The organism is Allofournierella massiliensis (assembly GCF_964241245.1).
GTDB classification, from domain to species: domain Bacteria; phylum Bacillota; class Clostridia; order Oscillospirales; family Ruminococcaceae; genus Allofournierella; species Allofournierella massiliensis.
The window spans coordinates 52,822-72,973 of sequence record NZ_CAXSWZ010000003.1 but is presented as its reverse complement, the minus strand read 5'-3'; the positions used below and the strand labels follow the sequence as shown (position 1 = coordinate 72,973).

Annotated in this window: 16 protein-coding genes and 1 riboswitch; of the genes, 13 read left to right on the top strand and 3 right to left on the bottom strand. The window is 60.9% G+C overall.

Annotation, left to right across the window (positions count from 1 at the left end; translation table 11 throughout):
* Window positions 1-139: 139 nt before the first annotated feature.
* The 5 genes from spoVAC (at window position 140) to ACESYO_RS02685 (ending at window position 5,831) form a co-directional block, all read left to right on the top strand.
* On the top strand, window positions 140-586 hold the full coding sequence (spoVAC, locus tag ACESYO_RS02705; RefSeq protein WP_373209345.1) for a stage V sporulation protein AC: 447 nt from the start codon (window positions 140-142) through the stop codon (window positions 584-586).
* Window positions 587-613: 27 nt separating this feature from the next.
* Window positions 614-1,639: a stage V sporulation protein AD gene (locus ACESYO_RS02700; RefSeq protein ID WP_058963374.1), complete on the top strand. Its 1,026-nt coding sequence runs from the start codon at window positions 614-616 to the stop codon at window positions 1,637-1,639.
* Window positions 1,639-1,995, top strand: coding sequence for a stage V sporulation protein AE (spoVAE, locus tag ACESYO_RS02695; RefSeq protein ID WP_058963373.1), 357 nt, complete (start codon window positions 1,639-1,641; stop codon window positions 1,993-1,995). The genes ACESYO_RS02700 and spoVAE overlap by 1 nt, the downstream gene beginning before the upstream one ends.
* Window positions 1,996-2,186: 191 nt before the next feature.
* Window positions 2,187-3,809: a Na/Pi cotransporter family protein gene (locus ACESYO_RS02690; RefSeq protein WP_058963372.1), complete on the top strand. Its 1,623-nt coding sequence runs from the start codon at window positions 2,187-2,189 to the stop codon at window positions 3,807-3,809.
* Window positions 3,810-3,959: 150 nt separating this feature from the next.
* Window positions 3,960-5,831: a leucine-rich repeat domain-containing protein gene (locus tag ACESYO_RS02685; RefSeq protein WP_373211186.1), complete on the top strand. Its 1,872-nt coding sequence runs from the start codon at window positions 3,960-3,962 to the stop codon at window positions 5,829-5,831.
* Between the two features lie 126 nt (window positions 5,832-5,957).
* Here the strand turns inward: ACESYO_RS02685 and rpsT are convergent, their stop codons facing one another.
* Window positions 5,958-6,221 (bottom strand): 30S ribosomal protein S20, encoded by a 264-nt coding sequence (rpsT, locus tag ACESYO_RS02680; RefSeq protein WP_058963370.1) that lies wholly within the window; start codon window positions 6,219-6,221, stop codon window positions 5,958-5,960.
* A 179-nt stretch (window positions 6,222-6,400) separates the two neighbouring features.
* On the opposite strand from rpsT, the gene gpr reads away from it, so the two are divergent.
* The 7 genes from gpr to ACESYO_RS02645 all read left to right on the top strand — a co-directional run bounded on the left by gpr (window position 6,401) and on the right by ACESYO_RS02645 (window position 16,547).
* Window positions 6,401-7,207, top strand: a complete 807-nt coding sequence (gpr, locus tag ACESYO_RS02675) for a GPR endopeptidase (protein WP_373209348.1) — start codon at window positions 6,401-6,403, stop codon at window positions 7,205-7,207.
* A 66-nt stretch (window positions 7,208-7,273) separates the two neighbouring features.
* The gene (gene spoIIP, locus ACESYO_RS02670) at window positions 7,274-8,425 is read left to right on the top strand and encodes a stage II sporulation protein P (RefSeq protein ID WP_373209349.1); all 1,152 of its coding nucleotides are present in this window, start codon (window positions 7,274-7,276) and stop codon (window positions 8,423-8,425) included.
* Between the two features lie 367 nt (window positions 8,426-8,792).
* Complete coding sequence (asnS, locus tag ACESYO_RS02665) at window positions 8,793-10,178, top strand: asparagine--tRNA ligase (protein ID WP_058963367.1); 1,386 nt, start codon at window positions 8,793-8,795, stop codon at window positions 10,176-10,178.
* Between the two features lie 256 nt (window positions 10,179-10,434).
* Window positions 10,435-12,030, top strand: coding sequence for a WD40/YVTN/BNR-like repeat-containing protein (locus ACESYO_RS02660; protein ID WP_373209350.1), 1,596 nt, complete (start codon window positions 10,435-10,437; stop codon window positions 12,028-12,030).
* Between the two features lie 99 nt (window positions 12,031-12,129).
* Window positions 12,130-12,308, top strand: a riboswitch (Lysine riboswitch).
* A 136-nt stretch (window positions 12,309-12,444) separates the two neighbouring features.
* A complete protein-coding gene (locus ACESYO_RS02655) occupies window positions 12,445-13,926 on the top strand; it encodes an alanine/glycine:cation symporter family protein (RefSeq protein WP_283128931.1) in 1,482 nt (493 codons plus the stop codon).
* Between the two features lie 73 nt (window positions 13,927-13,999).
* Window positions 14,000-15,619 carry an amidohydrolase gene (locus ACESYO_RS02650; RefSeq protein WP_283128930.1) on the top strand — a complete coding sequence of 540 codons (1,620 nt, stop codon included), beginning with the start codon at window positions 14,000-14,002 and terminating at the stop codon, window positions 15,617-15,619.
* Between the two features lie 103 nt (window positions 15,620-15,722).
* Entirely contained in the window at window positions 15,723-16,547 is an 825-nt protein-coding gene (locus ACESYO_RS02645; RefSeq protein WP_373209351.1) for a DUF4422 domain-containing protein, read from the top strand.
* Window positions 16,548-16,607: 60 nt separating this feature from the next.
* Here ACESYO_RS02645 and ACESYO_RS02640 read toward each other — a convergent pair whose 3' ends face one another.
* Together ACESYO_RS02640 and ACESYO_RS02635 are read right to left on the bottom strand one after the other, a co-directional pair.
* Window positions 16,608-17,768 carry an MFS transporter gene (locus ACESYO_RS02640; protein ID WP_373209352.1) on the bottom strand — a complete coding sequence of 387 codons (1,161 nt, stop codon included), beginning with the start codon at window positions 17,766-17,768 and terminating at the stop codon, window positions 16,608-16,610.
* Window positions 17,769-18,043: 275 nt separating this feature from the next.
* The gene (locus ACESYO_RS02635) at window positions 18,044-18,838 is read right to left on the bottom strand and encodes a hypothetical protein (protein ID WP_058963362.1); all 795 of its coding nucleotides are present in this window, start codon (window positions 18,836-18,838) and stop codon (window positions 18,044-18,046) included.
* A 302-nt stretch (window positions 18,839-19,140) separates the two neighbouring features.
* Between ACESYO_RS02635 and ACESYO_RS02630 the strand changes: the two genes are divergently transcribed.
* The gene (locus ACESYO_RS02630) at window positions 19,141-20,145 is read left to right on the top strand and encodes a LacI family DNA-binding transcriptional regulator (RefSeq protein ID WP_373209353.1); all 1,005 of its coding nucleotides are present in this window, start codon (window positions 19,141-19,143) and stop codon (window positions 20,143-20,145) included.
* Window positions 20,146-20,152: the final 7 nt, after the last annotated feature.

Sequence of the window (20,152 nt, the reverse complement as noted above, 5' to 3'; positions counted from 1 at the left end):
TTGTTATTGTCGTTCCTATTCTACACCAGGCGACGGGCGCTGACAATAGCTCCCGGCCATTTTTGCCCGTTTTCCCGCATAGCTGAACCCGGCGAAGGAAATACTACCGGAAAGACCACCAGAAAAGGAGAAATCTGCCATGAAAATTACGCCCCGGGAATACGACGAAATGAACCGGCGGGCCAGCCCCCATTCCAAACTGGGAAAGGACTGCCTGTGGTCGTTTTTTGTGGGTGGAGGCATCTGCCTGGTGGGTGAGGTGTTGCGCCGGGCCTATCTTGCGAAGGGATTTGTGCTCAGCGACGCCTCGGCCATGACCAGCGTAACCTTGATTCTCATCAGTGCGGTGCTCACCTCGCTGGGCTGGTATCAGAAGCTGGCCGCAAGGGCCGGCGCGGGCACGCTGGTGCCCATTACCGGCTTTGCAAATTCGGTGGTGAGCAGCGCCATTGAGTACCGGTCGGAAGGGTTTGTGCTCGGCGTGGGCGCCAAGATGTTTGTGATTGCCGGGCCGGTGGTGGTTTACGGGCTGGCTGCCAGCGCGGTGTGGGGGCTTGTTTATCACCTGCTGCGGCCGTTTATATAAGAAGAGCAAGGGGAAGGAATGAGAATTATGACGAACGCCGTGCGTACCGGCGATACCATCTGTTTTCGCAACCCGCCCTCAGTGTCGGCCTTTGCAGCGGTGGGCGGCAAGCGGGAAAGCGAGGGCCCGCTGGCTGCAAAATTTGATCTGCTGTTTGAGGAGAACACCCTGGGAGAGCTCACCTGGGAAAAGGCCGAGAGCCGGCTGCAGCGCTATTGCCTGGATCTGGCGCTGAAAAAGGGCCGCTGCACGCCCGGAATGCTGGATCTGGTGCTGGGGGGTGATCTGCAGAACCAGTGCACCGCCACCGGCTACACCATGCGGGAGCTGGATGCGCCCCTTGCCGGGCTGTATGGCGCATGCAGCACCATGGCCGAGGCGGTGGGGCTGGCGGCCTGCCTTGCGGCGGGCGGCTGTGTAAACCGGGCGGCGGCCATGGCCAGCAGCCATTTCTGCGCGGCGGAGCGGCAGTTCCGCACCCCTCTTACCTACGGGGGCAAGCGCACCCCCACTGCCCAGTGGACCGCCACGGCCGCGGGCTGCTGCCTGGTGGAACCGGAAGGGAACGGACCCTTTGTGCGGGCGGTGACCTTCGGGCGGGTGCGGGATTACGAAATCTGCGACATCAATAATATGGGGGCGGCCATGGCGCCCGCCGCCGCCGAGACCATCCTGCGTTACTGCGAGGATACCGGCAATACCCCAGCCCGGTTCGACGCGGTGTACACCGGTGATCTGGGTATCGTGGGCACCCGCCTGTTGAAGGAGCTGCTGGAAAAGGAGGATGTGGACCTGAAAAACCACCGGGACTGCGGACTTACCTTATATGATGTGGAGCATCAGGATGTGCAGGCCGGAGGCAGCGGCGCGGGGTGCTCGGCCGGCGTGCTGTGCGCCAGTGTGCTGCCTGCACTGCAAAAGGGCGAAATGAAACGTGTGCTGTTTCTGTCCACCGGGGCGCTGATGAGCCAGATCACCTTTTTGCAGGGCGAGAGCATTCCCGGCGTGGCCCATCTGGTGGAATTGACTTCACAACGGGAGGAAACGATATGATGGGCTATTTGTGGGCGTTTCTGGTGGGGGGCGTGCTGTGTGTGATCGGTCAGGTGCTGATTGATCTGACCAGCCTGACCCCTGCCCGGATTCTGGTGCTCTATGTGGTGAGCGGTGTGGTGCTTTCCGCCCTGGGGCTTTACGGTCCACTGGTAGAGCTGGCGGGAGCCGGGGCCACCGTACCGCTCACCGGCTTCGGCCATCTGCTGGCTCAGGGGGTGATCGATGCGGTGGACCGGATGGGACTTCTGGGCATTCTGGCCGGCGGGTTTGCCGCTGCCGGCGCCGGGGTGACCGCCAGCCTGATCTGCGGGGTTGCGGCCGCTGCGCTGGGGCATCCAAAAGACCAGAACTGACAATTGTGCAAAGAAAACCCGCTTTTTTGCACTGGAATGAAAAATCTATGTAAAGTTTTGCCCCGGTCTGTTGACCGGGGCTTTTCATTTACGGTATTTATATTATGGCACCATAAAATCTAAGTAAAAAAATCGAGAAACAGCAGAGGGGGTAACGGCGGGACGCCCGCCCCAAAGCAGGAGGAGAAATCATGCAGCTTGCAAATGTTCTGAGCCTTCTGGGAGGCCTTGCGCTCTTCCTTTACGGCATGCACATGATGAGCGGCGGCCTGGAGGCTGCGGCCGGAAACCGGATGAAGAGCATCCTGGAAAAGCTCACCGCAAATCGTTTCCTGGGCGTTGCAGTGGGCGCCGGTATCACTGCGGTGATCCAGTCGTCCAGTGCCACCACTGTTATGGTGGTCGGCTTTGTAAACAGTGGCCTGATGAGCCTGCGCCAGGCGGTGTGGATCATCATGGGCGCCAACATCGGTACCACCATTACCGGTCAGCTGATCGCCCTGGATGTGGGCGCGCTGGCTCCGCTTATGGCCTTTGCCGGCGTGGCGCTGGTGGTGTTCTTCAAAAACCCCAAGCTGCATAACTACGGCAGCATCGTGGCCGGTCTGGGCGTGCTGTTCATCGGTATGGATATGATGAGCGCCGCCATGAAGCCTCTGGCGGATGAGCCGGCATTCGTTTCCCTGATGACCCGTTTCGAAAACCCGCTTCTGGGCATTCTGGCCGGTACGCTCTTCACCGCGCTGATCCAGTCCTCTTCCGCCAGCGTGGGTATTCTGCAGGCGCTGGCCGCCAGCGGCGCAATCAGCTTCTCCAGCGCGGTGTTTGTGCTGTTCGGTCAGAACATTGGTACCTGTATCACTGCGGTGCTGGCCAGCATCGGCACCAGCCGGAACGCCAAGCGCACTACCCTGATCCACCTGATGTTCAACATCATCGGTACCATTATTTTCACCATCGTGTGTGTGCTGTTCCCGCTGCCTGCGCTGGTGGCGTCGCTCTCGCCGGAGAATATCCCCAGCCAGATCGCCAACATGCACACCCTGTTCAATATCGTAACCACCCTTCTGCTGCTGCCTCTGGGTACTCAGATGGCCGCACTGGCCGAGCACATCCTGCCTGAGCCTCCGGAAAAGACCGAGGAGGAGAAGCGCGAGATGATGGGCCTTGCCTATCTGGACAAGACTACGCTTGGTTCCTCCGCTGTATGGCTGGGCAAGCTGCAGCAGGAGCTGGGCCGTATGCTGGATCTGGCCAGCGAAAACGTGGATGCCGCCTTCCAGGCCGTGATCAGCGGCCCGGACGAAAAGACCGAAAAGGCCATTCACACCGAAGAGCTGGTGGACCTGCTCAACAAGGAGATCAGCCACTATGTGGCCAAGGCCATGGTGCGCGAAACCAACGCCGAGGATTCGGCGGCAGTGGCCTCCGGCTTCCGCATTGCGGGCAACATCGAGCGCATCAGCGACCATGCCATGAACATTCTGGGCTATGGCCAGCGGCTGGAAAAGGAGAATATCCAGCTGTCCGACGAGGCACTCAAGGAGCTGATGGAGATGCGCGCGGTCTGTGCCAAGGCGCTGCGCTATCTGCACGGCGAGTCCCGGCTGGACAACGCCGCTCAGCTGGAACAGACCATTGACGATATGACCGGCCGCTTCCGGGAAAACCACATGCGCCGGATGAAAAACGGTGAGTGCAGCGACGAGGGCTGCATCCTCTATTCCGAGATTCTCACCGACTTTGAGCGCGTGGGCGACCATGTGCTGAACATCGCTCAGGAGCTGAGCCGCACCTCTCAGGTTCTGGCATAACCCAAAGAACGAAAAAGGGCCCCTGCCCGGCAATTGCCGGGCAGGGGCCCTTTTTCTGCCATCGGTTGGGCAGACAACCGATTTTAAACGCAAAGGAGCGTAGGATAGAAGATGTAAGAAATTTCCATTTCGATTTGAAATGAGGCGACTATGAAACAATTTTCCCGGATTAAACTTTTTCGATCGGCAGCAGCAATGGTTCTGGCGCTTGTGTTGACCGTGCCTGCGGGTGCGGCAAACCAGGATTCACCGGTGCAGTCTGCTCTTTCCGCCTATACCACAGTTACAGGGGAACTGCCGCTGGATGTGGCAACATTTCCCGACGCCGCATTCCTTGGCTATGTGAAAACGCTGGATCTCGACGCGAACGGCAGTCTGTCTGCCGAAGAGCGGGCGCAGGTGGTGCGGATGGATGTGCGCAATCGGGGCATTGCTTCCCTGCAGGGGCTGGAACAGTTCCCCAACCTGGAATATCTGAACTGCAACAACAATGCGCTGACTGAGCTGGACCTGGCGCTGGCACCCCGGTTGCAGACATTATTCTGCAACGACAATCAGCTGACCGCGCTGGATGTTTCCGCGGCGGCGTCGCTTCAGATACTGCATTGCCACGCAAATCAGCTGACCGCGCTGGATGTGAGCGGCAATCCGGAGCTGAGCGATCTTGCCTGTGGCGACAATCCCATCCAGGAGCTGGATCTGACAGCGAACAGGAAACTGGAGTATTTTACCTATCTGGGCGGGCCGCTGACCCGGCTGGAGCTGGGGAACAATGAATCCATGATCTACCTGTGGGTGGGGTATACCCCCATGACAGAGATCGACATGAGCGGGCTGCCCAATCTGCAGACGGTGGGGCTGGACCACAACGAGTTCACGTTTCTGGATCTGAGCGGTAATCCGCAGGTGATTGATCTTCTGGCCCGGGAGAACCGGCTGCTGGGCATCGAGATGGGCACGGCGGCGCCAACGGCAGACCTGAGCGATCAGCGGCCGGTGGCGATTCATCTGCCGGCCGGTTCGGATCACTATACCCTGACCGATCTGGGAATTCCCCTGCAGCTGGAAGAGATCAGCGGCCTGACCGGTGCACAGATGGAAAAAGGGGAATTGTATGAAATTGCAGCCAACGGCACAGTGGACTATGTGTACACCGATGAAGGCGCTGCACTGACCGCGCATCTGCAATTTGACTGGACCGGGGCTCCCCTGCCCACGGCAACGCCGGAGCCAACGGGAACCCCGGAGCCCACAGCAACGCCGGAGCCCACAGCAACGCCGGAGCCCACAGCAACGCCGAAGCCCACAGCAACCCCGGAGCCCACGGCCACGCCGGAGCCTACAGCAACGCCGGAGCCCACGGGAACCCCGGAACCTACAGCAACGCCGGAGCCTACGGGAACCCCGGAGCCCACGGCAACCCCGGAGCCTACGGGAACCCCGAAGCCCACGGCAACCCCGGAGCCTACAGCAACGCCGGAGCCCACAGCAACGCCGAAGCCTACGGGAACCCCGGAGCCCACGGCAGCGCCGGAGCCCACGGCAACACCGAAGCCTACGGGAACCCCGGAGCCCACGGCAACGCCGGAGCCTACGGGAACCCCGAAGCCCACGGCCACGCCGAAGCCTACGGCAACGCCGGAGCCTACCGCCACCCCAGAACCTGTAACGGAGGAAAAAGCAGAAGCGACCTCCAAACCCACCGGCATACCGGTGCCGCTGCCACCGACTCAGCCACCTTCCGGCCCGGCTTCGGGAGGAACCCTTCGTCCGGGCAGCACAGCGCCTACCGCCACCTCCTCTGCCACGGATTTGCCCTCTCCATCGCCTGCGGCAATTCCCACGGCGGAACCGACGCAGACCCCGACCCCTGTACCCGTCCAGGAACAGGAAAAGCAGGAAAAGGGCTGGCCCTGGTGGCTGCTGCTGGTTCTTCTGATCCTTTTGATTCTGGCCGCAGTGATTGGGATTCGCCGCGCGCTGGCGCAGGAACAGGCGGACAGGAGCACTTCTGAAAAGTAACCTTCACCTGAGCCCATAAAATAGAATACGCCCGCAGGGAAGTTTCCCTGCGGGCGTATTTGCTTGCAAAAAAGCAAAAACAAAAGGCCCGCTCAAATTGAGCCGGCCCTTCTGTTTTGTCGAAAATCAAGCATTCGCCTTGTTAGCGCGCTTCGCCATACGGCTGATCTTGCGGGAAGCGGTGTTCTTGTGCAGTACACCCTTGCTCTTAGCCTTATCAATAGCGGAGATAGCAGCAACAACGACGGCTTCCTTATCAGCTGCGTTCGCAGCGATGGCAGCGTCTGCCTTCTTCACGACTGTTTTCAGGTTGGACTTAATCGCCTTGTTGTGAAGGGCTTCCTTCTTGGACTGAACGACACGATCCTTCTGCGATTTAATGTTAGGCATTCGTACCACCTCCTTGTCACCCATAACAGTGCAACTTATAATATCACATTTGAGCGGGTGTTGCAAGCCTTTTTTCATACTTTTTCGGAGAATTTTTTGAAATCCGGTGGCCAACACTGAGAAAAGACCCTCCGCGGGCAAAATTTTCCGTCCGCGGCAGCAAAAAAGGAGGACTGAGCATGAACATATACACCGATATGGCCGACGAGCTGTTCCGTCCGGGCAGGGGCACGGTGCCCCCCGGCGTGCAGGTGCGCACCGCCAGCAGCGGGCCCATCCGGCTTACCCGGGTGCAGATCACCCGGCAGGGGCTGGCCCGCCCGGCGGGGCGGTATTCCACGCTGGAGACCCCCAGTCTGGCCGCGCTGGATCGGCGGGACGAACGGCTGATCAGCGCCGCAGCGGCAGAGCTGCGGGCCATGCTGCCCGCGGTGGGGCTGGTGCTGGTGGTGGGCGTGGGCAACCGGCGGGTCACGGTGGACGCGCTGGGCCCCCGAACTGCAGCGGGGGTTCTGGTGACCCGGGGCCTTGCAGCAGATTCCCGGGCCGACGGTCTGGGCCTGCGGGAGGTGGTCTGCGTGAGCCCCGGCGCGTCCGGAGCCACCGGTATCCCGCTGGCCCAGCTGCTGGCCGGGCTGGTGCGCACCCTGAAGCCTGCCGCGATTGTCTGTGTGGACAGCCTGTGCACCTCCGACCCGGCCCGGCTGGGCCGAACCATTCAGATCAGCGATACCGGCCTCTCCCCCGCCCGGCCGGATTCCGGCCGCTGTATCACCCGGGCCATGCTGGGGGTTCCGGTGCTGGCGGTGGGCGTGCCCACCCTGATGGAAGCGGACGAATGCGTGGAAGGGGCCAAAGGGCTGATTCTCACCTGCCGTCAGCTGGATGGAGTGATTCGCAGCGGCTCCGAGCTGCTCAGCGCAGCCATCAACAAGGCGCTGCAGCCCTCACTGAGCATCGCAGAGCTGTGTTATCTGGCCAATTAAGGCATAACCCTGCCGCCCGGGTGCATATCCTTTGAGCAGGACTCAAAAAGGAAAGGGGGCGTCGGAATGGGCCGATCAAGCTGGCTGCGCCGGGTGGGCGCGGGCGCTCTGGCGGCAGGCGTGAGTCTGCTGGCCTGGAACGCCGCCCGGCAGCTGGGCCCGCCCAGCGTCACCGCAAGCCTGACGGTGGCGGGCGCGGCGCTGGCCGACCCGGCGGCGGCATTGCAGGCGGTGCGGCAGCTGGCGCAGGGGGAACCATCCGCCCAACCGGCAGCGGCTCAGCCGATGCCAACCCCGCAGCCAACGCCGGCCCCGGCGGCCCAGAGCCAGGTGGCGGAACAGGCCGCTGCCTCCGAGCCGCAGCCTGCCGTCAGCGAAGAACCGGCCCCGGAACCCACGGTGCAGCCCCAGCCCCGGCCGGCAAATGCCGGCCAGATCGTGAACGAGCATTACGAGCAGGGCGAAGGGGAGCTGTATGTCCCCTGCGGGGCGGGTACCATCAAAAACTGCACCAGCCTTTCCGCCTCGCAGGTGGCCCAGGCGGCATCTGCCGGGCTTCCCTTTTCCATTGAGCCGGGCAGCAGCGAGCCGCAGGTGCTCATTATGCACACCCATGCCACCGAGACCTACGAGCTGGAGGAGAAGGACTGGTACGACCTATCCTTTACCTGCCGCAGCACCGATCTTTCGGTGAACATGGCGGCGGTGGGCGAGGAGATTGCCGCCCAGCTGAACGCGGCGGGCATCGTGACTTTGCACGACACCACCCTCCACGATTATCCCAGCTACAACGGCAGCTACGAGCGCAGCAACGAGACGGTGCGGGCGTATCTGGAGCAGTATCCCAGCATCAAGGTGGTGCTGGACGTTCACCGGGACGCCATCGAGCCGGCCAGCGGCCAGCGGGTGAGCGCGGTGGCTGAGATCGACGGCCAGACCGCCGCCCAGGTGATGATCATCTGCGGCGCGGACAACGGCGGCAACCTGCCCAATTTCCGGCAGAATCTGGCCTTTGCTGCTGCCTGGGAAAACGCCATGGAAAGCCGGTATCCGGGCCTGACGCGCCCGGTGCTGTTTGATTACCGGTATTACAATCAGGACCTGACCACCGGCAGCCTGCTCATCGAGATCGGCAGCCACGGCAACACGCTGGAGCAGGCCAAATATTCCGGCCGGCTGGTGGGGCAGGCGCTGGCGGCCCTGCTCAGTGGGCAATAGGTGCGGTTGGCCGTTGACAAACCCGCCCGGCGGGGGTAAAATACCAAGTACAATGGCTGAGAAAAAGAAAAGTAAGCGGGAGCCTTTGCCCCAGCGAGCGCGGGATGGTGCAAGCCGCGCGCACAAGACCCGCCGAACGAACCCTTTGGAGCTGCAGCCCCAACGCCTGCCCGCCGGATTCTGGCCGGGCAAATGGTCAGTAGGGTGAGCCGTGGGCGGCGCGTTAAGCCGCAGCGCTTGGCTTTGAGCGTGAAAAGTGGCCGCGATCAGGCGGCAAGTTAGGTGGCACCGCGGATCCGGCAGCGATTCGTCCTAAGAAAAGGACGGGATCGCTGCCGGATTTTTTCATTTTCAAAGGAGAGAAAACATGAAACGCATCGACATCAAGGCGCTGTTCAGCGCCCCCCCGGCGGACGGTACCGTTGTGACCGTGTGCGGCTGGGCCAAGACCGTGCGGGATTCCAAGAACATCGGCTTCATTGAGCTGAGCGACGGCACCTGCTTCAAGAACCTGCAGATCGTGTTCGAGGCTGCCAAGCTGGAAAACTACAAGGACGTGGCCAAGGCCGGCGTGGGCACCAGCATGCAGGTTGTGGGTCGTGTGGTACTGACCCCCGGCGCCAAGCAGCCTCTGGAGATCAACGCCGACAGCGTGGAGCTGCTGGACGTATGCCCCTCCGATTATCCCCTGCAGAAAAAGCGCCACAGCGTGGAATTTCTGCGCACCATGCCCCATCTGCGTCCCCGCACCAACACCTTTGCGGCGGCGTTCCGTGTGCGCAGCACCGCGGCTTATGCCATCCACAAGTTCTTCCAGGAGAACGGCTTTGTGTATGTGCACACCCCGCTGATCACCGGTTCCGACTGTGAGGGCGCCGGCGAGATGTTCCGCGTGACCACTCTGGACCTGAACAACCTGCCCCGCACCGAGGACGGCAAGGTGGATTTCAGCCAGGATTTCTTCGGCCGCAGCACCAACCTGACCGTGTCCGGTCAGCTGGAGGGCGAGGCTATGGCGCTGGCCTTCGGTAAGATCTACACCTTCGGCCCCACCTTCCGCGCCGAGAATTCCAACACCCCCCGCCACGCCGCCGAGTTCTGGATGATCGAGCCCGAGATGGCCTTTGCGGATCTGACCGATTACATGGACAACGCCGAAGCCATGGTGAAGTATGTGATCGGCTATGTGCTGGAGCAGTGCCCGGACGAGATGGCCTTCTTCAACCAGTTCTTTGACAAGGGTCTGCTGGAGCGGCTGAACGCTCTGGTGAACGCCGAGTTTGCCCGCGTCAGCTACACCGACGCCGTGGAGCTGCTGAAGCAGCACAACGACCAGTTCCAGTACAAGGTGGAATGGGGTGTGGATCTGCAGACCGAGCACGAGCGCTACCTCACCGAGCAGATTTTCAAGAAGCCCGTGTTCGTGACCGATTATCCCAAGGAGATCAAGAGCTTCTACATGCGCCAGAACGAGGACGGCAAGACCGTTGCTGCGGCGGATATGCTGGTGCCCGGTGTGGGCGAGCTGATCGGCGGCAGCCAGCGTGAGGAGCGCTACGATCTGCTGAAGGCCCGCATGGATGAGCTGGGCATGGACTGCACCGATTACACCTGGTACATGGATCTGCGCCGGTTCGGCAGCGCCAAGCATGCCGGTTACGGTCTGGGCTTCGAGCGCCTGATCATGTACTTGACCGGTATCCCCAACATCCGCGACGTTCTGCCCTTCCCCCGCACCGCCGGCGGCTTTTAACGACTCGACCGGTAGTCGGGTACGGTACGCAAACGGGTACGCACCGGGTTTTCCTCAGCGAGGTACGCTGACTGCTCTGACCGGACTTGGCGGAAAACGGGAAGAGCGGCACAACAAAAACCAATCAGGCCGGATGCACGCTGCGCGGTGTGCATCCGGCTTTTTGTGTGCGGCAAATCTGCCCTGGGGCTTGTCGGGGGTATCCGGTGCGCGGTATCATAACAGTGAAAAACAAAAACAGGGAGGGATTACGGAAATGAAACGATGGATGGCTGCGGCGCTCTGCATTCTTCTGGCATTCAGCCTGACCGGCTGTTCCCTGCTGGATCAGGCTTACGGTCGGGTCGGCGAGATACTGTGGCAGCTCCAGCAGACCTTTTCCGCTGCGGCACAGCCGGAGAACCAGCCGGAGCCCACGCCGGAGCCCCGCTGGGTGGAGCTGGAATCATACGATCTGGTGGAACAGGGATTTGATCCGTTCATCGCGGCCACAGAGGAGTGGCTGCGCCAGGGGCTGCAGGATGCGGAGAATCTGAGCTGGAACATTCACTCCCTGCATCTGACCCTGGGCACGGACGGTATGCCCCTCACGCTGACGGCGGATTTGTATGCCTATCGGGACGGCCAGTTCCGGCAGGGCTGCCGGATGGAATGGGATGCCGCCGTCGGCCGGCTGCATCAGGAGGTGAACAATGTGGGAACCCTGATGGAAAGCGATGCCGAATCCGGCGCGGATAACACCGAAAATCCCAATCTGCGGCCGGATCTTGTGGCCGAGCGGCTGCGCGCCTTGCCATGCGACGATCTGCAAACAGCGCTGGGCACGCCGCTGGCGGTGGAATTTTCCGCCTATTCCCGCCCGGAGGCAGGCCAGACCGTGGTGGATATGGCAAACGACCCCGGCGGCTTTGATCTGGCCCTCTATCAGGCGGGGCAATACGGCAAGGCGGACGGTTCCCCCGCCTGGATGATTACCGTGCGTCAGACGGAGGATGAGGACCGGGCAGGCACCCGAACCGCCCGCTTCTGCTTTGACCCGGTGGACGAAAGCTGCTGGGTGGGCAATCCGGAACTTTATGCACAAACCGACATTCAGGTTACAAACGAGGGCCACCTGTTCTACACCCGGGACTGGGGCGAAAACTGGAGCGCTCTGCCCAGCCGGTTTGAGGGGCAGCTGGCCGAGTGTATCGAAATCTGTACCGCGATCACCCACAGCAGCTGGTATGTTTCCCCCCAGCCGGACGGCCCGGTGGGCTTTGTGCTGGGCGGAAATCTGCCGGTGGTGGTGTACAGTATGGATGGCGGCGCCACCTGGCAGGAGCAGGATCTGGGCAGCTACCCCCATAAGCCGGACCGGCGTGCGCTGTGCGGCGCGCCGGATGGCTCCCTGTATGCGGCGGTGGGCTGCGACTGGAGCATGGGCGCCGGTGGTGGCACCGGGCTGTTCCGGTGTGCGCCCGGTGCCCAGAGCTTTGAAGCGCTTGCCCTGCCTGCCGAACTGGATGAACACTACCCCATCTGTGGTGTGACGGCTGGCGGATCGGGGGAAGTGATCATCTCGGCGGAGACCTCCAGCGAAAACAACTGGCCGGCGCTCTATTACACCGCCGATGAGGGCGGCAGCTGGCAGGCACTGGAGCTGCCCTGGGAGGATGTGCAGGCGGATGGCGTGAGTTTTCTGTATCGGGTTTCCTGGCTCCGGCAGCAGGAGGATGGAGCCTGGCAGCTCTGCCTGACCCAGGAGCCTACCGCCGTAAAAGGCTACGACTGGTGTGCGGTATTCACCGCGCCGCAGCCGGAAGGCCCCTGGAGTTTTCTGTCCACCGGGCAGGACCCGGCTTCTCTTTGAGCAAAAGCGGCTGAAAATGCACAAAAGGTGTATAAAAATAAGAAAAAAGCCGTTGACAATCGGACATCAGCGTTTTATTATAGGAAAGTAAATTGAATACCACACAATAGAGGCGCGAACCGTATGGTACCGCGAAGGGAGGCCTGCCGGCCGGGGATCTTTGCGGGAAGAGACGGTTCGCCGAAACAGGCTCTCTCGCGGCAGCGGGGTGCTTGTTGGGGTGCCGTCCAGCGGGCGGTGCACTCTCACTTGAACAAAGTGGTGGCGCTATTGGGGTTTTGTTCCGTTCTTTCGAGGGGCGGCGATGCAAATTCCAGCGTCGCGGCCCCTCTTTTTTATTTGTTTGCGGCGTCGGTGGGGCGTGACGGGTGGTTGTGATGGTATCCGATGGAAAACAGAGGAGGAATCACAATCATGTCGAACTTTCTGAACGCCCTGAACAACATCATCTGGGGCCCGCCGCTGATCATTCTGATGATCGTGACCGGCGTGTACTTCACCCTGCGCACAAAATTCTTCCAGGTGCGCCATCTGGGCTACATCTTCAGCCGTACGCTGGGCCGGCTGTTCCACCGCACCGATGAGAGCGCCGATGAAAAGGGCCTGCTCACCCCCTACGAAGCCATTGCCACCGCCGTGGGCGGCTCGGTGGGCTTCGGCAACATTGCCGGCGTGGCCACCGCGGTGACCACCGGCGGCCCCGGCGCAGTGTTCTGGATGTGGCTCACCGCCTTCCTGGGCATGCTGATCAAGCAGGTTGAGGTGACGCTGGCGGTGTACTACCGCCGCACCGATGAAAACGGTGTGCCCTACGGCGGCCCCACCTATTACATGGAGCGGGGCCTTGGCGAAGAGCGCCACTGGGGCAAGCTGTGGCTGCCGCTGGCCTTTGTGTTCGGCATCGGCATCTTCTCCACCTTCTTTATCAGCGCCTCCACCTTCACCACCTCTGAGGTGGTGGCCCAGTCTCTGGGCATTCCCCAGGCCATTGCGGCGCTGATCATGGTGGCGATCCTGTATTTCATGATCTGGGGTGGTGTGAAAAAGCTGGGCCAGATTCTCACCAAGCTGGTGCCTGTCATGAGCCTTTCCTACCTGATCCTGGGCATCGTGATCATTTTCATGCACCTGGATAACCTGCTGCCCACCCTGGCCTCCATCTTCGGGGAAGCCTTCACCGGTTCCGCGGCGCTGGGCGGTTTTGCGGGCGCCAGTGTTTCCAAGGTGATCTCCACCGGTATGGCACGCAGCGTGTATTCCAACGAGGCCGGCTGGGGCAGCAGCCCCATGATCCACGCCTCCAGCCAGACCCGCCACCCGGTGGAACAGGGTCTGTGGGGTTCCTTTGAGGTATTTGTGGACACCTTTGTGGTATGCACCATCACTGCGCTCACCGTGCTGGTTTCCGGCGAGTGGACCAGCGGCGCCACCAATGCCACTCTGGCGCTGAACGTGTTTACCCACAATTTCGGTGTGTTCGGCACCGTGGTTCTGACCCTGATCATGGTGGTATTCTCGGTGACCACCTCCGGCGGCTGGTATGCCTATTACGAAGTGGTGCTGCGCCATCTGGCAAAGAACCATCCGAAGGTCAAGAAGTATCTGCTGCTCATGTTCAAGTACTTCTATGCGGTGCCTCCCTTCTTCCTGACTCTCTACCTGATCTATGTGGGTGATCTGAGCATCTGGACTCTGGTGGACATCACCAGCGGTATTCCCACCTTTGTGAACGTGGCGGTAATCCTGATTCTGTCCGGCCAGTACTTCAAGCTGCTCAAGGACTACAAGGCCCGTTACATGCACATCGGCCAGGTGGATCCGGATATGGCCATCTTCTACGAGGACAAGCCCGAGGTCAGGGCGGCGCTGGAAAAGGAAAAAGCCGCCCAGAAATAATCGAAAGCAGAACAATGCAGGCCGGGGCCTTTTGAAAGAAGGCCCCGGCTTTTGACCAATGGAGGAACTTTTTATGCGTACTCTTTATGAAAACGGGCGGGTCTACACCGGCCAGCTGCCCCTGACCGAAGCCTTTGTGGTGGAGGACGGCCGGTTTGTGTTCGCGGGCGGCGCGGAGCAGGCCCGCCTGGCGGCAGGGCCGGACGCCCAGGTGGTGGATCTGGAGGGAGCTTTTGTCTGCGCAGGTTTCAACGATTCTCACATGCACCTGCTCAACTACGGCTATGCGCTGCAGGTGGCGGATCTGTCCAGCCATACCGGTTCTCTGGCCGAGGTGCTGGATACCATGCGCGCCTTTTTGAAGGAAAAGAACTTCGCCCCCGGCCAGTGGGTGCGGGGCCGTGGCTGGAACCATGATTACTTCACCGATGAGCAGCGCTTCCCCACCCGCCAGGATCTGGATCAGGTGAGCCGGGAGCATCCGGTGTGCATCGTTCGCACCTGCGGCCACACCTGCGTGGTGAACACCAAAGCGCTGGAAATGATCGGCGTTACCGCCGCCACCCCCCAGCCGGAAGGCGGCTGCTTTGAGCTCGGGCCGGACGGTGAACCCAACGGCGTATTCCGGGAAAACGGCATGGAGCTGGTGTATTCCAGGCTGCCCAAGCCCAGCGTGGAGGATCTGAAAACCATGCTGCTGGATGCGCAGAAGCATCTGAACGCCTACGGCGTGACCTCCTGCCAGACCGATGACTTCGACGCCTTCGCCACCGTGGACTGGCGGGAGGTGATGGAAGCCTATGCCCAGTTGGAGGCCGAGGGAAAGATGACCGTTCGCATGTACCAGCAGGCCCAGCTCACCAGCGTGAAGGCGCTGGAGGAGTTCTTTGCAGAGGGCTACAACACCGGCTGGGGCGACGAATGGGTCAAGGTGGGCCCGCTGAAGATTCTGGGCGATGGTTCTCTGGGCGCCCGCAGCGCCTACCTGAGCCGGGATTATGCAGACAAGCCCGGTTACCGGGGCATTGCCATCTACACCCAGCAGCAGTTCGATGACCTGATCGGCTGCGCCAACAATCACGGCATGCAGGTGGCAGTGCACACCATCGGTGACGGCATTCTGGACCGGGTGCTGGAATCCTACGAAAAGGCGCTGGCGGAGCATCCCCGGGCCGACCACCGCCATGGCGTGGTGCACTGTCAGATCACCCGCCCCGACCAGCTGAAAAAGATCGAGGAGCTGGGCCTGCATGTGTATGCCCAGCCCATCTTCCTGGATTACGACATCCACATGGTCACCGACCGGGTGGGCGAGGAGCTGGCTTCCACCAGCTATGCCTTCCGCACCCTGATGGACGCGGGGGTCTGGGTGTCCAGCGGCACCGACTGCCCGGTGGAGCTGCCCCGGGCGCTGGCCTGCATCCAGTGTGCCGTGACCCGCAGTACTCTGAAGGGCGACGCGGGCCCCTACCGGCCGGAGGAGGCCTTCACCGTGCAGCAGGCCATCGACAGCTACACCATTCACGCGGCCCACGCTTCTTTTGAAGAGAACGAAAAGGGCCGCATCGCCCCGGGTTATCTGGCGGACTTTGTGGTGCTGGGGCAGGACCCCTTCGCCGTCGACCCCACCGCCATTCAGAACATCCCGGTGAAGGCCGTGTATGTGGGCGGTAGATGCGTGCACCGGGCATAAGCAACCCGCGCCCCAGCTGGCAATTCGGGCCGGGCTGTGTTATAATTGGCGGGATATGAAGGCATCCAATGGCAGCAGGTCAGGATGAGAAAGGAACCGCATCATGGAAAAGGTTGTTGTTTTAACAGCGGCGCACAAAAGCTTTGATCAGCTGGGGCTGGAGGGCTATCTTCCGGTGCAGGTGGGCGCGGCGCTGGCCGCGCAGGATCTGGGCTTTCAGCGGGATGATGAGGGCGACAATATCTCGGAAAAGAATCCCCAGTACTGTGAGCTCACGGCCCAGTACTGGGCGTGGAAGAACCTGACCGATGCTCAGATTATGGGTCTGGTGCATTATCGCCGCTATTTTACCACCGACCTGTATGCGAAAAACTGGAAGGATGCGATTCTCACCGCGGACCAGATCCGGCAGCTGCTGAGGCAGTATACGATCGTTCTGCCAAAGCCTGTTTACAAGCTGCCCCACAACGGCACGCTGTATCACGACCGGCCCCGACAGGGGCAAAACCGGCATCTGCTGCTGCTGGAGGAAATTCTCCAGCGCCGGTGCCCGGAATATATGCCCTCCTTTGAAAAGTTCGCCTATGGGCGCAGAGTGAGCTTCGGCAACATGCTCCTGTGCTCCCGGGAGGTGTTCTGTGCGTACAGTGCATGGATGTTCCCCCTGCTGGAGGAATTTGAACAGCTGGGCGAACAGGAGGGTATCCTGATCCCCCGCCTGTGCGGCTTTATGTCGGAGTATCTGCTGTGCATCTGGGCCGACCACAATATCCCGGCGGAAAAAATCCTGTTTCTGGACGTGGTGAACACCGAGGAGAATCGTTCCTCCCGCGGCTTCCTGCTGCGCAAGCTGCTGGTTAAGCTGGGGATTTTTGAACCGGTTGCCCGGGTGGGATTTGCCCTCTATTACAAGCTGAAGGGCTGCTGATTTGAAAAGAAAAGGCACGGATATTCGTCTGGAATATCCGTGCCTTTTTGCGTGTATGGATCAGTCTGCCCGCTGGCTGCCCCTCTGACTGTAAAGATACAGCACCAGCCCGGTGGCGCACAGCGCGAAGCCGAAGCCCATGGCCAGCGGCAGGGCGAAATCCGCCGCCCGGCCGAACACCAGATTGGTGAACACCGCCACCAGATCCATGAGCAGGGCGTTCAGGCTCAGGGCGGTGGCCCGGTCAGCAGTGCGAACCTGCCGGTTTTGCAGGGTGGTCTGCAGGGGTGTGAACAGGCTGTGGCAGACCCGCAGCAAAAGGATTGCCGCCACCGAGAGCACCGGCCCGCAGGTGAGGGTGAGCGTCAGGCAGGCCACCGCCGCCAGCGCCAGCAGCACCGCACCGGTGCGCTTCTCCCCCAGCCAGCCGGTGAGCCGGGCGGAGAATCCGCCGCAAAGGCCCAGCAGCGTCATGACCACATAGATGACGGCGATGACGCTGGCGGAAAGACCCGCCCGGGTGTATTGCACCTGATTCAGAAAGGTGGTGATGGTCTGGTGCGCCTCGTTCAGGAATGCCGCCCCCAGCACCAGAAACAGCAGACGCGGGTTTCGCACCAGCTGCCCCAGCAGCACCTTGAATTCTGCCAGCTGGCGGCCTGCCGGCCGGGGCTGGCTGGAGCGGACCTCCCGCAGAAAGAGCGCCAGCAATGCCGCAGCCCCGTAGCTGAACACGGTGAGCAGGCCCGCCAGCCGGTAGTTTTCGCCCACGAACACCGCGTAAACGGCGCTGGCCGCCAGCAGGCCGGCCATGCCCAGATTGTTATAAATACCAAAGACCCGGTGGCTCTCCTCCTCCGGGCAGGAAAGATACAGAATGCTCACATCCAGGCCGGAAAGCCCGGCGCAGACCACGCTCAGCATCAGACGCTCGGCCAGAAAGCCGCCGAAGCTGTCTGCCTGCCAGAACACGATCTTGGACACAAAATAAAGCCCGCAGCACAGGATCATGGACCGGCGATAACCGATCCGATCCGCCAGAATGCCCCAGGGTACCTCCAGCGCCAGTGCCAGCGCCAGCGAGATGCTCTCGATCAGAGTGATCTGAAAGACGCTCACCCCCGCCGCCTGGCGGTAAAGGGTGGCGATCGGCCCGTAGAACACCATGCCCTGCAAAAGAGCAATGGCGTACATCAGCCGGATGTTCCGATTGTTTTTCATAGCAGCAAAAAAACCGTCCTTTGTCTGAAAATACCGCACAGCAAACACCCGCCCCGCGCGTTTGCGCAAAGCGGCCGTCAGCCTGTGTGGTGTTTTCAGATGGGACGGTTCATGGCGGATTCTCCTGATTGCAGGCCAAAAGCAGCCTTTGAATTTACTTTATTCTAGCACAGTGAAAAATTGTTTGCAAGGCTCTTTTCCGTATGTGGGAATTGACAGGAAAACGAAAAATGCCCCGGTCTTAGCCGGGGCATTTTCAGTATCAGAGGGAAAAATCAGTCCTCGCGGTTCTCCGCATCCCGCTGGGCCTGCTGCTGGCGGAAGCGCTCCTCCAGACCGAAGCATTTGTCCATTGCGGGATAGATGATCATCAGCACGATCAGCTCCACCAGCGCGAAGCCGAACAGCACCACCCACAGCGCGGTGTAGGGCAAAAACGAGATGATCACGATCCAGTATATGATCTGAATCAGCGCCGCTGCAATGGAGCGGGGCGCAAAGGAAAGCGCCAGAAGCAGGCTGTTCTTCACCAGCGTGCCCAGAGGCAGATCCATCAGCACCAGCTGGCTGAACAGATAGGGGAAGATCATGGCGGTGAGCAGCACATTCATGCAAATCAGCGCTGCGCTTATCACATCGGTCTGGCCGCCGGCCAGCAGGAAGTAGCCCATGAACAGCTGGCTTGCCAGCAGAAAGCCCAGCACTGCGCCGGGAATCAGGCTCTGGCGCCAGTTGCGGCGAAAGGCCTTTTTGTAAACATGCCACCAGTAGCCCGGCTCATCCCGCATGGCACGCAGGATGGTGTCGTGCAGGCCTGCATAGCAGGGCCCCAGAAGAATACCGCCCAGAATACCGCCCGCTGCGGCCAGCAGTACCGTACGGCCCAGAATGCCCAGGAAAATCAGAATCAGTGCAGGCAGAAAGCCCAGAGTGCACAGCAGATTTGCCCGGAACAGATCGCCCATGTCCCGGCCAAGGATTTCGAAAAAGCGGGCCGGTCCCTTTTTGCGGGGTTCATCCTTGCGCACACCGGGGCCGGGTGTGTTGTAGTTGGGGTGAAAAAGACCCATGTTGAATCAACGCTCCTTTTGATGATGGGGGCACGGCGCGCCCCGTTTCTCTGCTTCTATTTGTAACATATTTTGAGGCGGATTACAAACACCGGCGGCCGGTTTGGCGCATGAATCATGGAAACGTTTCCGGGAATTTCACACAAAATGCAAGCAAAGCGCACAAAACTTTTTCCGTGGGAAGGTGAATATCGATGAAAATAACGAAAGATGGTTGAAAGTGCAAAAAATCAAGCATATAATATAAGCGTCGGAAACGTTTCCGGCAACGTTTTCGAAAATCTGCGGAAGGGGTGGCGAGCGTGACCATCAAGGACATTGCCCGGGAAAGCGGTTATGCGATCAGCACCGTATCCCGTGCGCTGAACGACCACCCGGACGTGAGCGAGGAGGCCAAGGCCCGCATCCGTCAGGTGGTGGAGGCTCGGGGCTTTGTTCCCAATGCCAACGCCCGCAAACTCAAGCAGACCGAAGCAAAAACCATTGTGTTCCTGGTCAAAAGCACCACGAACATGTTCTTCGCAGGCATGCTGGTTCAGCTGCAGCAGCTGGTGAGCCGGGCCGGTTACGACGGCGTGGTTCAGTACCTGGATGAGGACGGCGACGAGGTGGTGCTGGCTCAGCGCTTGAGCCGGGAGCTCAAGCCCCGGGGAATTATCTTTCTGGGCGGCAGCGCCGAGCATTTCCGCAAGGGGTTTTCCTCCATCCGCCTTCCCTGCGTGCTGGCAACGGTGGTCAGCGAGGAGCTGGCCTTCGACAATCTCTCCATGGTCGGTGTGGATGACCGCAAGGGCGGCGCCGCCGCCATCGATCACCTGCTGGCCAACGGCCATAAGGACATTCTGATCCTGGGCGCGGATCCCGCTTACAGCAATCCCAGCTACAAACGGCTGCAGGGCTGCAACGACAGCTTCACCGCCCATGGCATGGAGCTGGCCCCCCGGCGGTATCTGAAAACCAGCTTCAGCTTTGAGGCCGCTTATCAGGCAATGGACGCCTGGCTGAAGGAAGGCCAGCGGCCCCAGGCGGTGTTTGCCATGAGCGATACCACCGCCATCGGCGCCATCCGGGCGCTGAACGACCATGGGCTTCGGGTGCCGGAGGATGTGTCGGTGATCGGTTTCGACGGCATGGAGCTGTCGAACTTCTACACTCCCCGGCTGTGCACCATGCGTCAGCCCTCCGAGCGCATTGCTCAGGCCAGTGTGGAACTGCTGCTGGGCTGCATCGAAAAAAAGCAGCCGGCCCGCACCCTCATGCTGGAGGCGGAGCTGGTGTTCGGTGAATCGGTGGCCGAACGCAAATGAATCTGTA